The sequence below is a fragment of the Streptomyces sp. 8N616 genome (assembly GCF_052246385.1).
In the GTDB taxonomy this organism is placed as follows: Bacteria; Actinomycetota; Actinomycetes; order Streptomycetales; family Streptomycetaceae; genus Streptomyces.
Genome location: NZ_JBQQBY010000061.1, coordinates 1 through 18,955 on the forward strand (window position 1 = coordinate 1; position 18,955 = coordinate 18,955).

Annotated in this window: 14 protein-coding genes; 1 reads left to right on the top strand and 13 read right to left on the bottom strand. The window is 71.6% G+C overall.

Annotated features, from left to right (window positions below):
- Positions 1 to 224 precede the first annotated feature (224 nt).
- From ACTWQC_RS34485 to ACTWQC_RS34505, 5 genes are all read right to left on the bottom strand, one after another.
- Positions 225 to 1,268 carry an ABC transporter substrate-binding protein gene (locus ACTWQC_RS34485; protein WP_443319808.1) on the bottom strand — a complete coding sequence of 348 codons (1,044 nt, stop codon included), beginning with the start codon at positions 1,266 to 1,268 and terminating at the stop codon, positions 225 to 227.
- A gap of 1 nt (position 1,269) precedes the next feature.
- On the bottom strand, positions 1,270 to 3,246 hold the full coding sequence (locus tag ACTWQC_RS34490; RefSeq protein ID WP_443319809.1) for an ABC transporter permease: 1,977 nt from the start codon (positions 3,244 to 3,246) through the stop codon (positions 1,270 to 1,272).
- Between the two features lie 190 nt (positions 3,247 to 3,436).
- Positions 3,437 to 4,528: a quaternary amine ABC transporter ATP-binding protein gene (locus ACTWQC_RS34495; RefSeq protein WP_443319810.1), complete on the bottom strand. Its 1,092-nt coding sequence runs from the start codon at positions 4,526 to 4,528 to the stop codon at positions 3,437 to 3,439.
- The gene (locus ACTWQC_RS34500) at positions 4,528 to 6,078 is read right to left on the bottom strand and encodes a GMC family oxidoreductase (protein ID WP_443319811.1); all 1,551 of its coding nucleotides are present in this window, start codon (positions 6,076 to 6,078) and stop codon (positions 4,528 to 4,530) included. Before ACTWQC_RS34500 ends, ACTWQC_RS34495 begins: the two co-directional genes overlap by 1 nt.
- A 238-nt stretch (positions 6,079 to 6,316) precedes the next feature.
- Positions 6,317 to 7,819, bottom strand: coding sequence for an aldehyde dehydrogenase family protein (locus ACTWQC_RS34505; RefSeq protein WP_443319812.1), 1,503 nt, complete (start codon positions 7,817 to 7,819; stop codon positions 6,317 to 6,319).
- Positions 7,820 to 8,184: 365 nt separating this feature from the next.
- Here ACTWQC_RS34505 and ACTWQC_RS34510 point away from each other — a divergent pair, with 365 nt between their 5' ends.
- Positions 8,185 to 9,657 (top strand): glutamate synthase subunit beta, encoded by a 1,473-nt coding sequence (locus tag ACTWQC_RS34510; RefSeq protein ID WP_443319833.1) that lies wholly within the window; start codon positions 8,185 to 8,187, stop codon positions 9,655 to 9,657.
- Here ACTWQC_RS34510 and ACTWQC_RS34515 read toward each other — a convergent pair.
- The 8 genes from ACTWQC_RS34515 to ACTWQC_RS34550 all read right to left on the bottom strand — a co-directional run bounded on the left by ACTWQC_RS34515 (position 9,647) and on the right by ACTWQC_RS34550 (position 18,758).
- Positions 9,647 to 10,462, bottom strand: coding sequence for a hypothetical protein (locus ACTWQC_RS34515; RefSeq protein WP_443319813.1), 816 nt, complete (start codon positions 10,460 to 10,462; stop codon positions 9,647 to 9,649). The genes ACTWQC_RS34510 and ACTWQC_RS34515 overlap by 11 nt on opposite strands.
- A 1-nt stretch (position 10,463) precedes the next feature.
- Positions 10,464 to 10,892 carry a hypothetical protein gene (locus ACTWQC_RS34520; protein WP_443319814.1) on the bottom strand — a complete coding sequence of 143 codons (429 nt, stop codon included), beginning with the start codon at positions 10,890 to 10,892 and terminating at the stop codon, positions 10,464 to 10,466.
- Positions 10,892 to 12,685 (bottom strand): hypothetical protein, encoded by a 1,794-nt coding sequence (locus tag ACTWQC_RS34525; protein WP_443319815.1) that lies wholly within the window; start codon positions 12,683 to 12,685, stop codon positions 10,892 to 10,894. The genes ACTWQC_RS34520 and ACTWQC_RS34525 overlap by 1 nt, the downstream gene beginning before the upstream one ends.
- A 207-nt stretch (positions 12,686 to 12,892) precedes the next feature.
- Entirely contained in the window at positions 12,893 to 13,882 is a 990-nt protein-coding gene (locus ACTWQC_RS34530; protein WP_443319816.1) for a malate dehydrogenase, read from the bottom strand.
- Between the two features lie 343 nt (positions 13,883 to 14,225).
- On the bottom strand, positions 14,226 to 15,350 hold the full coding sequence (locus tag ACTWQC_RS34535; protein WP_443319817.1) for a helix-turn-helix domain-containing protein: 1,125 nt from the start codon (positions 15,348 to 15,350) through the stop codon (positions 14,226 to 14,228).
- 453 nt (positions 15,351 to 15,803) lie between these two features.
- Positions 15,804 to 17,024 (bottom strand): NADP-dependent isocitrate dehydrogenase, encoded by a 1,221-nt coding sequence (locus tag ACTWQC_RS34540; protein WP_443319818.1) that lies wholly within the window; start codon positions 17,022 to 17,024, stop codon positions 15,804 to 15,806.
- A gap of 106 nt (positions 17,025 to 17,130) precedes the next feature.
- The gene (locus ACTWQC_RS34545) at positions 17,131 to 17,877 is read right to left on the bottom strand and encodes a DUF3017 domain-containing protein (RefSeq protein WP_443319819.1); all 747 of its coding nucleotides are present in this window, start codon (positions 17,875 to 17,877) and stop codon (positions 17,131 to 17,133) included.
- 17 nt (positions 17,878 to 17,894) lie between these two features.
- A complete protein-coding gene (locus ACTWQC_RS34550) occupies positions 17,895 to 18,758 on the bottom strand; it encodes a bifunctional methylenetetrahydrofolate dehydrogenase/methenyltetrahydrofolate cyclohydrolase (protein ID WP_443319820.1) in 864 nt (287 codons plus the stop codon).
- Between the last annotated feature and the right edge of the window lie 197 nt (positions 18,759 to 18,955).

An 18,955-nucleotide genomic window follows, 5' to 3' on the forward strand; every position in this document is an offset into this window, starting at 1 on the left:
CGCAGCAACTGCACACCGACCGACACCCGCCCACCCGCCCCAGAAACCTCAACCCGCCCCGCTCCTCTTCCCTGCTCTGCAGGGAAGAGGAGCGGGGCGGGTTGGGAGTGGAGGAAGGGGGGTTGGGGGAAGCGCGGCAGGTCACGCCGGGACCGGGCAGAGCCCGGCCCCGGGCCCGGGCCTGGTTCCTGCGGGCGCGGCCCGGACCCTGGGTACGCAGGACGCTAGGGCAGCCATGCCTTCCAGACGTCCGGGTGCTCCTTGACCCACCGTTCCGCCGCCTCCTGCGGCGACAGTTTGTCCGCGGCGATCAGCTCGGAGACCTCGTTCTGGTGCTCCTTGGTCCACTTGAACTTCTTCAGGAACTCGGCGGCCTTGCCGCCCTTCTGCTCGAAGTCCGCGTTCAGGAACTTCTGCAGCGGGGTCGTCGGGTACGCGCAGTCGACGGACTCGGGGTCCTCCGTCCCCTTCTCCCCGCACGCATCCGTGTACGCCGGCAGCTTCACCTCCACCATCGGCACCTGGTTGAACAGCCACTGCGGCTCGTACCAGTACGTCAGGAACGGCTTCTTCTGCTTGGCGAACTGCTTGATCTGGGTGATCTGCGCCGCCTCGGAGCCCGCGAAGACCACCTGGTAGTCCAGGTCCAGGTTCTTCACCAGCGCCTTGTCGTTGGTGATGTACGAGGGCGAGCCGTCGAGGAGCTGGCCCTTGCTGCCGCTCTCCGCCGTGCGCAGCTGGTCCGCGTACTTGTTCAGGTTCTTCCAGTCGGTGACGTCCGGGTGCGCTTCCGCGAAGTACTTCGGCACGTACCAGCCGATGTGTCCCGTCACCCCGAGGTCGCCGCCGCGCGCGATCGTCTTCTTGTCCTTGACGTACCGCTGCTCCTGGTCCGGGTGGCCCCAGTCCTCCATGATCGCGTCGACGCGGCCCTGGCTGAGTGCGTCCCAGGCGGGGATCTCGTCGACCTGGACGGTGTCGACGCGGTAGCCCAGCTCGTGCTCCAACAGGTATTGCGCGACGGCGACGTTGGCCTGCGCGCCCACCCAGGACTGGACGGACAGGGTGACGGTCTTCGCGCCCTGCGCGTTGGCGTACGGCGACGCCTGCTTGGTCATGTCCGCCGCGCCGCAGCCGGTCGCCGCGAGCAGTGCGGCGGCCGAGACGACGGCCGCGGCGGTCTTCCTCCGTATCGGCAGACTCCGTATCGGCAGATCCGAAATCCGCAGACGCGAAATCCGCGGACGCGGCATCCGTATACGCGCCATGTCAGGCCTCCTTCCGCGCGCGGCGCTGTGTGGGCTGGGTGACCCGGTCGAGCATCAGCCCCAGGCAGACGATCGCCGCGCCCGCGACCAGCCCGGTCGCGAGGTCGCCGCGGGCCAGACCGGCCACGACGTCGTACCCGAGCGCGCCACCGCCGACCAGACCGCCGATGATGACGACGGCAAGGACCAGGACGACTCCCTGGTTGACGGCGAGGAGCAACGCCGGGCGGGCCAGCGGCAGTTGGACCTGGCGCAGCTGCTGGGCGCCGGTCGCGCCCATCGAGCGCGCGGACTCCAGCGCCGCCGGGTCGACCTGCCGCAGCCCCTGGGTGGTGATGCGTACGACGGCGGGCAGCGCGTACACGACCGCCGCGGCCACCGCGGGCGCGCGGCCGACCGCGAACAGCGCGACCACCGGGATCAGATAGACGAACTGCGGCATCGTCTGGAAGACGTCGAGCACCGGCCGCAGCAGCTTCTCCAGGCGGGCGCTGCGCGCGGCGGCGACCCCGATGGCGAGGCCGAGCACCAGCGTCACGGCGACGGCCGCGAGGACCTGCGAGAGCGTGTCCATCGACGGCTTCCACACCCCGAGGACGCCGATCGCGGCCATCGCGAGGACGGCGGTGAGGGCGGTCTGCCAGGTGCCGATGAGCCAGGCGAGGGCGGCGACGATCAGCAGCACGGCCCACCAGGGCAGGCCGAGCAGACCGTCGCGTACGGGGTCCAGGACCCAGTGGGTGAAGTGCGCGGCCCAGTCGGCGGTGCCGCCCACCACCGGGACGCCGGTGTAGAGGTGGTCGACCATCCAGTCCTTGGCGGTGTTGACGGGCCCGGCGATGGCGACGACCCAGCTGTCGGGCCAGGCGGTGCGGCCCGCCAGCCGTCCGGCAACGGCGACGGCGGCCGCTGCCAGGGCGGCGAGGCCCCAGCCCCGCCATCCGCGCAGCAGCGAGTGCCCGGTCGGCTCGGCGCCGATCCGCTCACCCGCGGCTCCGGTCACCCGGTCCAGGACGACGGCCAGCAGCACGATCGGGATACCGGCGGCGAGCGCAGCGCCCACGTCCACCGAGGACAGCGCCTGGTAGACCCGGTCGCCGAGGCCGCCCGCGCCGATCATGGACGCGATGACCGCCATGGACAGCGCCATCATGATCGTCTGGTTGACGCCGAGCAGCAGCTCCTTGCGGGCCAGCGGCAGCCGCGCCGTCAGCAGCCGCTGCCTGCCGGTCGCGCCGAGCGAGGCGACGGCCTCCATGACCCCGCCGTCGGCGTTCCGCAGCCCGAGCGCGGTGAGCCGGGTCATGGGCGGTGCCGCGTACACCACGGTCGCCAGGACCGCGGCCGGCACGCCGATGCCGAAGACGAGCACGACGGGCAGCAGGTACGCGAAGGCGGGCAGCACCTGCATCGTGTCGAGTACGGGCCGCAGCGCGCGGTACGTACGGTCCGACAACCCGGCGGCGAGGCCGAGCAGCACACCCAGCACGACCGAGGCGAGGACCGCCACGACCATCAGGGCCAGGGTCTGCATCGTCGGCACCCACATGCCGAGCAGGCCGCACAGCGCGAAGGATGCGGCGGCGGTCAGCGCGAGCCGTACGCCCGCGACGCGCCATGCGATCAGCGCGGCCGCGGCCGTGACGCCGGCCCAGCCGAGCGCGAGCAGCGGCAGATAGACGGCGCGCACGGACAGCACGATGGCGTTGCTGATGTGCCCGAAGAAGTAGAGGAAGAGCGGGTGGCTGTCACGGTTGTCGATGATCCAGTCGCTGGCGGTGCCGAGCGGCCCCGACAGGTCGACCGTCAGCGCGTCCGGCCAGAGGCCGCTGGCCCACTGAGCGTTGGCGAGCGGCACGAGCACCGCTGCCGCGACGGCGAGCAGGAGCAGTTTGACCACGGCGGGATGGCGGACCACCGCGCGCAACGAGAACGTACGGGTGGTGTCGGCCCCGCCGACGGACGTGGCGGCGGTCATGAACACCTCCGCCGGTTTGTGGGCATGCGTTCCGCGGGGCTGGGGGTACTCCCCCTGGCTTCGCCGGGGGGAGTACCCCCACCCAGGCGAAGCTCTGGGGGAGGGTGGGCGGGCCACCGGCCCGCACCCGCCAACGACGCGCCATCACCGCGGCGGTGCCCCGCCGACATGGCTACGTGGAGGTGGCTCGTCATACCGTCACCTCCTTGCCCTCGGCGCCGGAGCCGCCCGAGGCGCCCGAGGCGCCCGTGCCCGCCACGACGCCGATCAGGCACTCGTGGTCGACGACGCCGAGCAGCTTGCCGTCGGACATGACCCGGGCGGCCGGGTCGCCGGAGCGGGCGACGGCCTCGATGGCCTCGGAGACCGTGGCGCTCGGGGCGAGCGCGGGTCCGGACGCGGACTCGCCGACGTCCGCCGGGCGCATGGCCGTACCGACGGTGATCACCTGCTCGCGCGGCACGTCCCGGACGAACTCCCGCACGTAGTCGTCGGCCGGGGAGCCGACGATCTCCTCGGGCGTGCCGAGCTGCACGATCCGGCCGTCGCGCATCAGCGCGATCCGGTCGCCGAGCCGCAGCGCCTCGCTGAGGTCGTGGGTGATGAAGACCATCGTCCGGCCCTCCTCGCGGTGCAGGCGGATGACCTCTTCCTGCATGTCGCGGCGGATGAGCGGGTCGAGGGCGCTGAACGGCTCGTCGAAGAGCAGCACTTCGGGGTCGACGGCGAGCGCACGGGCGAGGCCGACGCGCTGTTGCTGACCACCGGAGAGCTGGCCCGGGCGGCGCGCCTCGAGGCCCGCGAGGCCGACCTTCTCCACCATCTCGGTCGCCCTGGCCCGGCGTTCGGCCTTGCCGACGCCCTGGATCTCCAGGCCGTACGCGACGTTGTCGAGGACGGAGCGGTGCGGCAGCAGACCGAAGTGCTGGAACACCATCGCGGCGCGGTGCCTGCGCAGCTCGCGCAGCCGGGTCCGGTCCATGGCGAGGACGTCCTCGCCGTCGATGGTCAGGCTGCCGCTGGTGGGCTCGATGAGCCGGGTCAGGCAGCGGACGAGAGTGGACTTGCCGGAGCCGGACAGGCCCATGACGACGAAGACCTCGCCCTTGCGGACGTCGAAGGAGACGTCGTGCACGGCAGCGGTACAGCCGGTCTGCGCGCGCAGCTCGTCCGCGGGCAGCTCGGCGTACGGGCTGCCGGGGATACGGTCGGCCTTGGGGCCGAAGACCTTCCACAGGTTGCGGACGGAGAACACCGGATCGGTTGCCTGGTTCTCGGACATCACGCGTCACCTCCCGGTGTCGTTTTCTGGACGAGCAGTTCTGCGGCCTTCTCCCCCACCATCAGGACACCGATCATGGGGTTGACGGCGGGCATCGTCGGGAACACGGACGCATCGGCGATCCGGATCCCCTCCAAGCCCCTGATCCTCAACTCCGGGTCGACGACGGCGAGTTCGTCGGTCGCGGCACCCATGCGGCAGGTGCCCGCAGGATGGTAGACGGTGTGCGCGACGTGCCGTGCGTACGCGCTGAGCTCCTCGTCGTCAGTGACCTCGGGGCCGGGGCAGACCTCGCGCTTGAGCCACTGGGCGAGCGGCTCGGTCTTCGCGATCTCCCGGGCGATCTTGATGCCGTCGACGAGGGTGTTGCCGTCGTAGTCGTCCTCGTCCGTGAAGTAGCGGAAGTCGAGGGCAGGCTTGACGGCCGGGTCGGCGCTGGTGAGGTAGAGGCGCCCGCGGCTGCGCGGCTTGGGGATGTTCGGGGTCATCGACACGCCGTGCTCGGGCTTCTCGTAGCCGATCCGCTCGGGATTGTCGGTGAACGGGATCTGGTAGAAGTGGAACATCAGGTCGGGGCCGCGGGACTCCGGGTCCCGCCGCACGAAGAGACCGGCGTCGGAGTCCATCGCGGAGTTCTCCGGAATCGGCCCGTCCGTCTCCCACACGATCACCGACTCGGGGTGGTCGAGCAGGTTCTCCCCGACGCCCGGCAGGTCGTGCACGACGGGGATGCCGAGCGCCTCCAGGTCCCGCTTCGGCCCGATGCCGGAGTGCATCAGCAGCCGCGGGGTGTCCACCGCGCCCGCGCAGACGAGGACTTCGCGGCCCGCCCCGACGAGGATCTCCTCGCCGTCCTTCGTGCGGACGTGGACGCCGGTGGCGCGCGTCCCGTCCAGCTCCAGCTTGTACGCCCAGGTCTCCAGCAGGATGTGGAGGTTCGGCCGGTCGCCCGCCTCGATGTGCGGGTGCAGGTACGCGACGGAGGCCGAGGAACGCTTGTTGTTCTCGGGGTGGTAGGCGAGGTCGAAGAAGCCGACGCCCTCGTGGAACGGCTCCTTGTTGAAGCCCTCGACGCGCGGCACGCCCAGCGCGCCCTGCGCCGCCTCGACGAAGTCGCGGGCGATGGCGTTCCGGTCCTTCTCGTCGACGGCCACGATGTTGTTGCGCAGCCGGTCGAAGTACGGGTCCATGGACACCGCGTCCCAGCCCTCGGCGCCGGCTGAAGCCCACTCGTCCCAGTCGGACGGCAGCGGCTTGAAGCTGATCAGGGTGTTGTGCGAGGAGCAGCCGCCGAGCACGCGGGCCCGGCTGTGCCGGATGTACGAGTTCCCGCGCGGCTGGGGCACCGTCGGGTAGTCGTAGTCGAGGTCCCCGCCCAGCAGGCCGAGCCAGCGGCGCAGGGTCAGGACGTCGGGCCGGTCGATGTCGGAGGGACCGCCCTCGATGACGGCGACCGTGACGTCCGGGTCCTCAGTGAGGCGGGAGGCGATCACCGATCCTGCGGTGCCGCCGCCGACCACGACGTAGTCGTAGCTGCGGGGGATGGTCATGGGAGTGTTGCTCCTCGTCGTACGTGCCACCGTCGTACTTGCCGTCTGGTGGCCTTCTCTGGGGTCTCAGGGGCGGTCTTCACGTGTCCGCGGGGGCCCGGCACCCTCGGTCACTCCGGGGCGCGGGCCGCCGTACGCCACCGCCGGCGGGGCGGCCGGCCGGAGGGCGCGACCACCCGCGGGCGCGACCACCGGAGGGCGCGACCGCCGGCGGGACACGCCCGCCGATTCCGCGGCGTCAGCCGCCGAACCACCGCACCGGGCGCGGGTCGAGGTTCTGGTAGATGTGCTTGGCCTCGCGGTACTCGGCGAGGCCGGAGGGGCCGAGCTCGCGCCCGATGCCGGACTTGCCGAAGCCGCCCCACTCGGCCTGCGGGACGTACGGGTGGTAGTCGTTGATCCACACCGTGCCGTGGCGCAGGCGGCGGGCGACGCGCCGCGCGCGGCCGGGGTCGGAGGTCCACACGGCGCCCGCGAGCCCGTACTCGGTGTCGTTGGCGAGCGCGACGGCGTCGTCCTCCGTGTGGAAGGTCTCGACGGTGAGGATCGGTCCGAAGGTCTCCTCGCGCACGACGCGCATCTCGCCGTGGCAGTAGTCGAGGACGGTCGGCGGGTAGAAGTAGCCGGTCGCGGGCCGTACGTCGGAAGGCTTCGGCCGCTTGCCGCCGCAGCGTACGACCGCGCCCTCTTCCCTGGCCGAGTCGACGTACGCCTCGATCTTCTCGAGCTGCTGGGCCGAGACGAGCGGGCCGCACTCGACGCCGTCCTCGGTGCCGCGGCCCAGCTTGATCCGCTCGGCGCGGGCGGCCAGCTCGGCGACGAACCGGTCGCGGACGGACTCCTCGATGATGAGCCGGGCGCCGGCGGAGCAGACCTGGCCGCTGTGGATGAAGGCGGCGTTCAGGGCCTGGTCGACGGCGGTGTCGAACCCTTCGTCGGTTGCGCACGCGTCGGCGAACACGACGTTGGGGTTCTTGCCCCCCAGTTCCAGCGCGACCTTCTTCACGGTGGGCGCGGCGGCCTGCATGACCTTGGTGCCGCTGGCGAGGCCACCGGTGAAGGAGATCAGGTCGACGCCGGGATGCTCGGAGAGCCGGGCGCCGACGGGGTCACCTGCGCCGGTGACGATGTTGGCCACCCCGGCCGGGAGCCCGGCCTCGACGAGCAGTCCGACGAGGTGGACCGTGGAGAGCGGCGTGATCTCGCTCGGCTTGATGACGAAGGTGTTGCCGGCGGCGAGAGCGGGGGCGATCTTCCAGCTGGCCTGGAGGAGCGGGTAGTTCCAGGGGGTGATCAGCGCGCAGACGCCGACCGGCTCGTGGACGACGACGCTGTGTACGTCGTCGGAGCCGGCGTCGACGACGCGCCCGCCGCTCTCGTTGACGACGAGGTCGGCGAAGTACCGGAAGGCGTTGGTGACGTCATCGACGTCGACCCGCCCCTCCTCGAGCGTCTTGCCGGTGTCCCGGCTCTCGATGAGCGCGATCGCCTCGCGGTCACGCTGCAGCAGCTCGGCGACCCGGCGCAGCAGCGCGGCGCGCTCGGCGACGGGCGTGTGCGGCCAGGAACCGGAGTCGAACGCACGGCGGGCTGCGGCGACGGCTGCATCGGCGTCCTCGGCGCCACCCTCGGCGACGCGCGCCAGAGTCTTGGCGTCTGCGGGGTCGAGGACCTCGCGGCTGACACCGGATGCGGCGGATCGCCACACCCCGTCGATGTGAATACTCTCGGTTGCCGACACGTCGCTTTCTGCCTTCCCCTGCCTGACATGTTCATCACCGGACGACCGCGCGGCCGACCAGCAGCAGGGACCCCTCCCCCGAAGCGGCAAAGGCATGCGCAAGTTTTCACGCTCAGTGACCCATTTCACGCTGCGCGCACCGGGACTCCGCGCTGACTGCAGACGGGCGGGGCCGGGCGGGTACGCACCGCCGCGGGGCGGCATTCGGCTCGGCCGGCGCTTACTCGGGGCGGTGCGACGGAGGGCCGCCCCCACGGCGGCGCCCGGGGCGCGATCCGGGGGTTTCCGGCCGGTGAAAGGTGGACAAAGCAGGCGTAGAGTGGCCGGAACGCCGTGGTGCGACGCTGCAAGCGATGGAGCAGCACATGGTCGACCCCAAGGGCTTCCTCAAAACCCCCCGCACATCCAGACCGCGCCGCCCTGCCGCGGAGCGCGTGTCCGACTGGCATGAGGTCTACGCAGGCCAGGACCTGCTCCCGGTCGTCACCGAGCAGGCCGGCCGGTGCATGGACTGCGGCGTGCCGTTCTGCCACAGCGGCTGCCCGCTGGGAAACCTGATCCCGGAGTGGAACGAGTACGCCTCGCAGGGCGACTGGCGCGCCGCCGCCGAGCGGCTGCACGCCACCAACAACTTCCCCGAGTTCACCGGGCGCCTCTGCCCCGCTCCGTGCGAGGACTCCTGCGTCCTGGCGATCAACTCCGAACCCGTGACGATCAAGGACATCGAGTCCACCATCGCCGACCAGGCGTGGGACCGGGGCTATGCGCCTGAGCAGCCGCCCCAGCGGCTCAGCGGCAAGACCGTCGCCGTCATAGGTTCGGGCCCCGCCGGTCTCGCCGCCGCCCAGCAGCTCACCCGCGTCGGGCACACCGTCGCCGTCTACGAGCGGGCCGACCGCATCGGCGGGCTCCTCCGCTACGGCATCCCGGAATTCAAGATGGAGAAGCGCCACATCGACCGCCGCATCGACCAGATGCGGGCCGAGGGGACCAAGTTCCGCACCGGCGTGGACGTAGGCCGCGATGTCGACGCCGCAGAGCTGCGCGGGCGCTACGACGCGATGGTGCTCGCCGTGGGCGCCACCGCGTGGCGGGAACTTCCGGTACCCGGCCGGGAGTTGACCGGCATCCACCAGGCCATGGAGTACCTGACGCTCTCCAACCGGGTGCAGGAGGGCGACTACGACGCGCCGCCCGTCACCGCGGAGGGCAAGCACGTCGTGATCGTCGGCGGCGGAGACACCGGCTCCGACTGCCTCGGCACCGCCATCCGCCAGCACGCGGCCACCGTGACCCAGCTGGACATCAACCCGGAGCCGGGCGAAGGACGGCGGGACGACGAGCCGTGGCCCACGTACCCCAAGGTCTACCGGATCTCGCACGCCCACGAAGAGGCCAGGGACGGAGCGGGCAGGGACCCCCGGATCTTCGCCTCCGCCACCCTCCGCTTCGAGGGGGACGAGCGCGGCGGCGTCCGGTCGCTGCACCTCGCCGAGGTCGAGCCTGAGCACAGGCGGCCGCTACCGGGCACCGAGCGGGTGATCCCGGCGCAGCTGGTGCTGCTGGCCCTCGGCTTCTCCGGGCCCGAGCAGGACGACGGGCTGATGGATCAGCTCGGTCTCGAGCTGGACGGCCGCGGGAACTTCGCCCGCGACGCGCGCTTCACGACGACCACGGACGGCGTCTTCGCGGCGGGCGACGCGGGCCGTGGCCAGTCCCTGGTCGTCTGGGCCATCGCGGAGGGCCGCGCCGCCGCGGCGGCCGTGGACCGCTACCTCACCGGGTCCACCGTCCTCCCGGCCCCCATCGGCCCGGCGGACCGCCCGCTTACGGCGTAGGCGCTCCGCCGTCTCCCGCGTCGCAGAAGCCTGTCGGGCAGAACGCGCCCAGTACGACCTCCTGGATGTCCCGCTGCTCGGGCCAGTCCTCGCGGGGCCCCGCCACCAGCACCGCGTACATCTCGCTGTCGGGCGCCGTGAAGACCCGGTCGAGGACCCGGCGCGGGCCGGTCTTCTCACTGTCGTAGGCGTAGTCGAGCTCCGCGTCGGAGCCGTCGCCGGGGCCGAGCCTCTGCAGCCCGAGCCGCTCGTAGTTCTTGTTGTTCTTGAGGAACCGCTCAGCCTCCAGCAGAGCGTCGTACGGGGTCGCCTCGGGGCCGTCCAGCCGGAAGATCTGGATCAGGCCCCGCTCGTCGGACGACTTGTAGAAGATTCCGGTCCCGTCCTCGCTGCGCTGCCACCCCGTGGGCACGTCCAGCCTGAATCCGCCGGGGTCCTCCACCCGCTGGAAGCCCTCGGGGGGCTCATCCGCCACCGTGCTCGGGGACGCGGAAGCGGGCGGGTTCGACTCCGACGCGGGCCCGGTCGGCGAGGCGCTCACGCTCGTACCCGGCCGGGCATCGGCAGGGCCGCCGCCGTCGCGGAGCAGCGCCCAGACGCCGAAGCCGAGCCCGCCGCCGAGGACGGCCGCGGCGGTCAGCAGCACGGCGACCCGGGAGCGGGTCGCGGGCAGCACCCAGCTGTTCGGCGGCCGTGGCGCCGGATCGTAGAGTCCGGGCGGGGCAGGCGGGCCGGGCGGCGCCGTGCCCATCACCCAGCGCTGCGACTGCTCGTCCCAGTACGGCTCGTTCTCGCCCTCGCCCATCTCAGCCGCCCAGCGCGGCCAGCGCCTGCCCGACGGCGACCCCTGAGGCGAGCGCGCCGATGCCCGTGGCGGCGTCCTGCAGCAGCTGCCGCAGCCGGGCGAAGCGGACCGGGTCGGCCTGGCCGGTGCGCCGGATCTCGCCCTCGGTGTCGTCGAGTTCGTCGCGCAGTGCGGTGATCTCGGGGGTCTCCACCAGCCGCCCGAGGTCGTCCCTGAGCTGCTGTACGGCCAGCAGCAGCCGCTCGTGGACCTCGTCCTCCGCCGCCGGGCCGCCGGTGTTTCCCGCCGTGTTGCTGACCTGGTTGTTGCTGCCGATCACGACGGCGCTGCCGGTCACGTCACCGATACGCGTGCCTCCGCCGCCCGGCCCCCTACCGCGCCCGCGGCCGCCGCCACCCCCGCTGCCCTCGTCCGGCTCACCGGCCGCCATCACTGCCCTCCCGTTTCCACGTGCTCCTGCTCCTGGTCCTGCTCCCCGCCTGCCGCCGGCTGGTCCTCCGCCGGCTTGTTCTCCAGCGTGTTGTGGTCGCCGACCGCGATGGCGCTGTTCTCCGCGGATCCGATGTACACGCCGCTGACGTTGACGACCTGCTGCACGAACTCGTCGGTCTGCCAGCCCGCCGCGGCGAGCGCCTGCCGTACGCCGTTGGCGACCCGGTCCTGGACGCTCTTGAGGTAGCGGCTGACGTCCATCTCCTGGAAGAGCGAGGCTCCTTCGTCGCTGCCCAGTTCCCGTACGGACGTCCAGGGCCCGTCGGGCAGGGCCGCCGCGTGACCTCCGGTCCACATCCGCCACAGGAAACCGGCCTCGCGGAAGGCGTGGACGACTGACCGGACGGCGCCCGTGGGCAGTTGTCCGAGCGCCCAGACCGCCCTGCCCACCGGCTTGCCGCGCCAGTAGTTGGCGGAGACGCGGTCCACGGCGCGGAAGTCGCGGCGCACGGGCCGCAGCACGTGCGGGGCGATCTCCAGCATCAGCATGCGGCCCTGTGTGTGCACGCGGACGAAGACGGTGATGACGACCTCTTCCTCCCAGGCGCCGACGCGGATGCGCAGGAAGTGCCTGCGGCCCTCGCCGCCCTCCTCGATGGCGCGCTCCCGCTCCGCGTCGAAGTGCTTCTGCTGCAGCGGCGCCTGAGCGCGCACCGGCACGCCCGTGGCCCGTACGAAGACGCACTCGTCGACCTCGAGGCCGCGCAGCCGGTCGCGGACCGTGGCGGCCTGCGGGGCATCGGGGTTCGCGGGTGTGCGCAGATTCTCGACCAGGGGCTTGACGCGCCGCAGGACCTCCCGGTTGTTGAGCTCGGCCAGCGGCTTCCCCGGCGCGTTCTGGTCCCGGCGCAGCTCGACGGCGAGCGTCCAGGGCTCGTACGGGCTGCCCGCGCCGAGGAAGGGCTGCTGCGGGTGGTAATAGATGAGGGGCGAGCGCTGTTCGAGCCGGATCCGCTGCTGCAGGCGCGCGAAGCGCTCCCCGGCCGTGGCCTCCGCGACGTCCGGGCGGGCCCGGTCGGCGAAGGCTTCGGGTTGAAGCTCGCGTGAGATGATCCTGGCCACCTGCTCGCGGTGAGCTCCGATGCACGCGGCCATCGCCAGGGGAATCACCAGTGCGAACCAGGCCGCCGCGCGCTCGTCCGAGACGATCAGGTCGGTGCTCTGCAGCTCGTAGAGGGTCTCCTCGTCGGCCGTGGCGACCATGAGCGCCGACACCGCGTAGAGCGCCAGCGACAGCCGGCCCACGAGGCGGAGATAGGCCGCTGCCACCCGGCGGAAGCGGCGGGTGCGCCGTGCGCCCGGGTAATCGGCGTGGAACGGGCCCGAGGTGCCGCCGCGGAGCCGGGCGGCCAGCACCAGCAGCACGCACGGGATGAGGAAGGCAGTGGCCTGCGTACTGGCGAAGACGAAGGCGAGCACCCAGAGGGCGACGACGGCCACCGCCCAGACCGCCTGGAGGCGGCGGGCGCGCAGCGCGTGGGCGAGCACCCGGGCCGCGTCGATGCCGAGGGACGGGGCCGCGATCCGCTCCTCGTGGACGTAGAGCTCGTCGAGGACCGCGTCGCGGTAGTCGTCGTCCAGGTACGTGCCGGCACACAGCAGCCGGGTGGCCTCGCTGGCGGCAGGGCGAGGGGCAGGCTCCGGCTGGGGCCGGGACTCGGGTCGGGGCTGGGGCTGGGGCTGGGGCTGTGACGGAAGAGCGGGCTGTGCCGGGATGTGCTGGCGTGACACACGTTCCCCCGAGCTGCTCGAACTCCCGTTTGCACAGGGGGAGTTGACTGTTTGGACGCCGTCACAGCATAGGGAAACGGAAAAGGCCCCGGTAGACAACCGGGGCCTTTCACGTGCCCTTCACGGGCCTTTCGAGTGTTTCGGATTCTCGGGTGTTCCGGGTCGCTCAGGCGCTCGAATTTCTCCGGGGGCCGTGACCCGCCCGGGTCAGATGAGGCCGAGGCCGCGAACCGCGTCGCGCTCCTCCGCCAGCTCGGCGACGGAGGCGTCGATACGGGTGCGGGAGAAGTCGTTGATCTCCAGGCCCTGGACGATCTCGTACTTGCCGTCCTTGGTGGTGACCGGGAAGGAGGAGATGAGGCCCTCCGGGACGCCGTACGAGCCGTCCGACGGGATGCCCATGGAGGTCCAGTCGCCGTCCGCGGTGCCGTTCACCCAGGTGTGGATGTGGTCGATCGCGGCGTTGGCGGCGGAGGCGGCCGAGGACGCGCCGCGGGCCTCGATGATCGCGGCGCCGCGCTTGGCGACGGTCGGGATGAAGGTGTCGGCCAGCCACTTCTCGTCGTTCACGACCTCGGCGGCGTTCTTGCCCGCGACGTCCGCGTGGAAGATGTCGGGGTACTGGGTCGCCGAGTGGTTGCCCCAGATGGTGAGCTTGCGGATCTCGGAGACCGGGACGCCGGTCTTCTTCGACAGCTGCGAGATCGCGCGGTTGTGGTCGAGGCGGGTCATCGCGGTGAACCGCTCGACCGGTACGTCCGGGGCGGCGGACTGGGCGATCAGCGCGTTGGTGTTCGCCGGGTTGCCGACGACCAGAACCTTGACGTCGTCCGCGGCGTGGTCGTTGATGGCCTTGCCCTGCGGCTTGAAAATGCCCCCGTTGGCCTCGAGCAGGTCGCCGCGCTCCATGCCCTTGGTACGGGGGCGGGCGCCGACGAGCAGGGCGACGTTCGTGCCGTCGAAGGCCACGTTCGGGTCGTCGGTGATGTCGATGCCCCGGAGCAGCGGGAAGGCGCAGTCGTCGAGCTCCATGGCGGTGCCCTCGGCGGCCTTGAGAGCCGGAGTGATCTCGAGAAGGCGCAGCTTGACCGGCACGTCCGCGCCGAGGAGGTGGCCTGAGGCGATGCGGAAGAGCAGCGCGTAGCCGATCTGGCCGGCCGCGCCGGTGACGGTGACATTGACGGGAGTGCGGGTCATGGCGATCTCCTGCTTTGGCTTGCCTGGCGGTGGGTGTCCCTGCCCGTATGCGGTGGGTCTCTTGGTATCAAGAGAGTTCCGGCGTCAGGCTATCGCCCCGTGCGTGGCGGCCGCTCGCGGGGATGAGGGGGGAGAGCGAGCGGCCGCCTGGGGGTGCACGGCACCCGTGGGGGGTGCGGTTCGCCTGCCCTGGATCTGCGGGGGCATGCATACGTTTTGCGACGTTCTATGAGGAGGGGCTGCGCCACCGGACCCCGAGATCCGGGGCAGGGCCCCCAGGCGGCGGAGCCGCACAGGGGGCGGGGCCGCACACGGGGCGGGGCCGCACAACGTCCGCGGCGTGCTAGTTCCCGGCGGTCCCCGCTGTCTCGGCGTTCCCTGCAGTCCCTGCGGTGGCCCCGGCCTCGGGCACGGTGCAGCCGTCGGCGCCCGCCTTCGTCCGCGCGCACGCCTTCGCCGACTCCGGCGCTGTCACGGTGACCATGCGGGTGTACGCGTCCTTGTCCGCGTCCGCCGTGCCGCTCTCGGTCCGCTTCGCCGCGGTGATGCTGACCGCGTCGCCCGGGGCGGCCTGCGTGATACGCGCCCAGGCCGCGCCGCACACCTCGCTGTAGCGGACTTCGATGAACGCCCCGCCGACGGTGGCCTGGGACACGGTCTCGGCGTACTTGCCGCCGCAGCCCATGACCTCCGGGTCCTCGCCTGCGCAGTCGGCGCCGCTGCACTTGACCCCGGCGGGCAGGTCGGACTTCTTCGAGGCGGTCGGCGAGGGCGGGGGCTCGGCGGCCTCGCTGCCGTCGTCCCTGCCGAGGCCGAGCAGCAGCACGCCGCCCGCGATCACGACCAGCGCGCCGAGGACCCCGGCCAGGAACATCGGTACGCGGCGGCCGCCCCGCCTCCGGCTGCCGCGGCTGTCCCGATCACTGCCGTCGCCGGTGTGGCCGACGTCGCCGATGCCGCCGGCGCCGGCGCCATCGACGGCGTCGGCGCCGGTGACCGCGCCGGCCGCCTCGAAGTGGCCCGGGAAGTCCCGGGGTTCCGGGACGGCAGCCGCGGCCTCCTCCGGCTTGCGCGCCTTGCGCCCTTTATCGGACCTGGCCGATTTCGAAGCCTTCGCGGGCGGCGGGGCGAGCTCCCCCAGAGCGGCCCGCGCCTGCGCAACGCGTATCGCCTCCATCGTTATGTCGTGCCGCATTTCGGCCCGGCTCCAGGCCCGCTCCGCCAGCTCCCACATGGTGGTGAGATGACCGCTGTTCGCGCCGGTCACCTCGGCCAGGGCCACGACGGCGCCCTGCGGCGGCAGCAGTCTGCCGTTCAGATAGCGCTCCCACGACGTCCTGCTGTAGCCGGTGCGGTCGGCGACCGCGGAAACGGACAGGCCGCTGCGGTCGACGAGCCTGCGGAGCTGACTGGTGAACTCCCGTACCTGCGGGTCGAGTTCCTCCGGCAGCGTCCTCCAACGAGGCATTGCCTCCCCCTGTTCCCCCCGAGTCGTGCACATCGTCCCGGCACCGTGAACTCCCCCATCGCACCCTTGTCCGGGACTCGTTCACGGATGCGCGTGTCCAGGATGTCAGTTCCCATAGCGGGGGCCCACACGTGCATACGGTCGGAGACGGCCGGATGCTCACACCGAGCGCCCCGGGCTCCCGTGTACCAGCACGAGACATCCGACACATTCCGGTGACGGTTGTTGCACGGATGCAGCACCGCGCCGAAACCGTCACTTCTGCGCCACAGGGGACCCGTAAACCTTGAGCCCGGCCGCCGGGCCCAAGATCCTCGTGCGTGGAAGGGACGCGCCACGGGGGCGCGGCAGCGACGCTCCCTTCCGAACGCGACGGCGCCCGTCCTCACCCGGGGGAGAGGACGGGCGCCGTTGCTGGTGCGAAATCGCCGAATCTCCGCTGACTTCTGCGAATCAGGCCGCGGCCATCTTCTTCTGCAGGTTGGTGTCCAGGGCGTCCAGGAACTGCTCCGTGGTCAGCCACGGCTGGTCCTTGGAGATGAGCAGCGCCAGGTCCTTGGTCATCTGGCCGGCCTCGACGGTCTCGATGCAGACCTGCTCGAGCGTCTCGGCGAACCTGAGGACCTCGGGGGTGTCGTCGAGCTTGCCGCGGTGGGCCAGGCCACGGGTCCAGGCGAAGATCGAGGCGATCGGGTTCGTCGACGTCGGCTTGGACTGCTGGTGCTGGCGGTAGTGGCGGGTGACGGTGCCGTGCGCCGCCTCGGCCTCGACGGTCTTGCCGTCGGGGGACATGAGCACGGAGGTCATCAGGCCGAGCGAGCCGAAGCCCTGCGCGACGATGTCGGACTGGACGTCGCCGTCGTAGTTCTTGCACGCCCAGACGTAGCCGCCCTCCCACTTCAGGGCCGCGGCGACCATGTCGTCGATGAGGCGGTGCTCGTACGTCAGGCCCTTGGCGTCGAACTCGGCCTTGAACTCGGAGTCGAAGATCTCCTGGAAGATGTCCTTGAAGCGGCCGTCGTAGGCCTTGAGGATCGTGTTCTTCGTGGACATGTAGACCGGGTAGTCACGGGTCAGGCCGTAACGGAAGGACGCGCGGGCGAAGTCGCGGATGGACTCGTCCAGGTTGTACATGGCCAGCGCGACACCGCCGCCCGGGAAGTCGTACACATCGAGCTCGATGGGCTCGGAGCCGTCCTTCGGGGTGAAGGTCATGGTGAGGGTGCCCTCGCCCGGGATCTTCAGGTCGGTCGCGCGGTACTGGTCGCCGAAGGCGTGACGGCCGACGACGATCGGCTTGGTCCAGCCGGGGACGAGCCGCGGGACGTTGCTCATGATGATCGGCTCGCGGAAGATGACGCCGCCGAGGATGTTGCGGATGGTGCCGTTCGGCGACCGGTACATCTTCTTGAGGCCGAACTCCTCGACGCGGGCCTCGTCCGGTGTGATGGTGGCGCACTTCACGCCCACGCCGTGCTGTTTGATCGCGTTGGCCGCATCCACGGTGACCTGGTCGTTCGTGGCGTCGCGGTGCTCGATGCCCAGGTCGAAGTACTTCAGCTCCACATCGAGGTACGGCAGGATCAGCTTGTCCTTGATGAACTGCCAGAGGATGCGGGTCATCTCGTCGCCGTCGAGCTCGACGACGGGGTTGGCTACCTTGATCTTGGCCATGGGAGTGCTTCGTCCCTCTCGCGTGGCTCAGGCTTTCGAATATCTCGGCATCGAGATACCCGGCTCCCAGAATACGCCGGGAGGGCCCCGGCCCGGCCTCGCCGCGTCAGCGCACCGTGAAGTGGACCACGTCCTCCAGCCAGGGAATCTCCAGCCAGGGGTCGGGCTGGATCATCATCGCCAGCATCACGATCACAAAGCCGAGCGCGCCGTACGTGACCATGTCCGTGAACCGGGACCGCACGGCCAGCATGCCGACTTCAGGCAGCGCCCAGCGCAGGACGGCGCCAGTGATGAGCGCGAGACCGACGATGATGATGCCGATCCGGACGGCGCCTGCGGTGACGACGAGCAGCCCGGCTGCGGTCCCGCCGAGCACGGTCAGCAGCGGCCACTGCCGCGCGGGCGCGGGCGCGTCGCCCGACGCGGCACGCCCACCTCCCTCCGGGCGCGCGGTGTCCCGCGTGACCCGGGGAAAACGACGGCTCTTGTGCGAGCGGCCCGAGTCGCCGACCGCCGCGCCTGCGCCCGGCGCCGCCTCGCCGCGGGGCCCCTGGGCGGCTGTGCCACCAGGTGTGCTGGAAGGACCGGCGCCCCCGCGCTCCGCGGCGCTCCTGGCGCGCGCGGATCCGTCGCCGTCCCGGCCCGGGTCTCCGGCCGGCCCGCCGCCAGTACGGTCCGCCTCGGCGGGCGGGTGCCGGTCGGCCGCGCCGCCGGTGCTGCCTCCGGCTGCCCCGGCGGGCCGGTGCCGCTCAGCGGCGCTGCCGTCACCCCGATTCCAGGGCTCCGCGCCGAAGGCACCGCGCCGCAGGCGCGGCGCCCCGGCCGCGCCGTTCGCCTGGCCTTCAGCCATGAGTGGCGACTCCCTTCCTAGCGCGCCGCAGGCGCACGGCGTTCGGCCGCTTCGACGACGTTCTGCAGCAGCAGCGCCCGCGTCATCGGGCCCACGCCGCCGGGGTTCGGCGAGATCCAGGCGGCGACCTCCGCCACACCCGGGTGCACATCGCCGACGATCTTGCCGTGCTCGTCCCGGCTCACGCCCACGTCCAGTACGGCCGCGCCCGGCTTCACGTCCTCCGGCTTCACGATGTGCGGCGAGCCCGCGGCGGCGACGATGATGTCCGCCTGGCGCAGCTGGGCGGACAGGTCGCGGGTGCCCGTGTGGCACAGGGTCACCGTCGCGTTCTCGGACTTACGGGTCAGCAGCAGGCCGATCGAGCGGCCGACGGTGACGCCGCGGCCGACGACCACGACGTGCGCACCGTTGATCTCCACCTTGTGGTGGCGCAGCAGCTGGACGATGCCGTTCGGGGTGCAGGGCAGCGGCCCGGTCTCGTTCAGGACGAGGCGCCCGAGGCTCATCGGGTGCAGGCCGTCGGCGTCCTTGGCCGGGTCGATGAGTTCGAGCACCCGGTTGACGTCGATGCCCTTGGGGAGCGGGAGTTGGACGATGTAGCCCGTGCAGGCCGGGTCCTCGTTGAGTTCCCGTACGACCGCCTCGATCTCGTCCTGGGTGGCGGTGTCGGGCAGTTCACGCTGTATGGAGGCGATGCCCACCTGGGCGCAGTCGCGGTGTTTGCCCGCGACGTACCATTTGCTGCCCGGGTCGTCGCCGACCAGCAGGGTCCCGAGGCCCGGCGTGACCCCACGGGCCTTGAGCGCCTCCACGCGGGCGGCGAGTTCTGACTTGATCGCGGCGGCGGTGGCCTTGCCATCGAGAATCTTGGCGGTCATAGCTCCATCCTCCCGGATACGGCGGCTTGCGTTCCAATCAGGCCCCCGTCAGCCCCGCATCAGGCCTCGATCGAGCCCCCATCAGGCCCCCATCAGGCCCCCATCAGGGAGCCGCCGCAGCTCACGCCACCGCCCAGGGCGCCGCCCAGGGCTTCGTCCGGAGTCCCTCCAGGTTTCCGATTCGCCACGTTTGTGGA

Bases quoted from the DNA above. Each gene is read 5' to 3' on its own strand.
- ACTWQC_RS34485 (WP_443319808.1), bottom strand. From the start codon at position 1,268: ATGGCGCGTATACGGATGCCGCGTCCGCGGATTTCGCGTCTGCGGATT.
- ACTWQC_RS34490 (WP_443319809.1), bottom strand. From the start codon at position 3,246: ATGACCGCCGCCACGTCCGTCGGCGGGGCCGACACCACCCGTACGTTC.
- ACTWQC_RS34495 (WP_443319810.1), bottom strand. From the start codon at position 4,528: ATGTCCGAGAACCAGGCAACCGATCCGGTGTTCTCCGTCCGCAACCTG.
- ACTWQC_RS34500 (WP_443319811.1), bottom strand. From the start codon at position 6,078: ATGACCATCCCCCGCAGCTACGACTACGTCGTGGTCGGCGGCGGCACC.
- ACTWQC_RS34510 (WP_443319833.1), top strand. From the start codon at position 8,185: ATGGTCGACCCCAAGGGCTTCCTCAAAACCCCCCGCACATCCAGACCG.
- ACTWQC_RS34515 (WP_443319813.1), bottom strand. From the start codon at position 10,462: ATGGGCGAGGGCGAGAACGAGCCGTACTGGGACGAGCAGTCGCAGCGC.
- ACTWQC_RS34520 (WP_443319814.1), bottom strand. From the start codon at position 10,892: ATGGCGGCCGGTGAGCCGGACGAGGGCAGCGGGGGTGGCGGCGGCCGC.
- ACTWQC_RS34530 (WP_443319816.1), bottom strand. From the start codon at position 13,882: ATGACCCGCACTCCCGTCAATGTCACCGTCACCGGCGCGGCCGGCCAG.
- ACTWQC_RS34535 (WP_443319817.1), bottom strand. From the start codon at position 15,350: ATGCCTCGTTGGAGGACGCTGCCGGAGGAACTCGACCCGCAGGTACGG.
- ACTWQC_RS34540 (WP_443319818.1), bottom strand. From the start codon at position 17,024: ATGGCCAAGATCAAGGTAGCCAACCCCGTCGTCGAGCTCGACGGCGAC.
- ACTWQC_RS34545 (WP_443319819.1), bottom strand. From the start codon at position 17,877: ATGGCTGAAGGCCAGGCGAACGGCGCGGCCGGGGCGCCGCGCCTGCGG.
- ACTWQC_RS34550 (WP_443319820.1), bottom strand. From the start codon at position 18,758: ATGACCGCCAAGATTCTCGATGGCAAGGCCACCGCCGCCGCGATCAAG.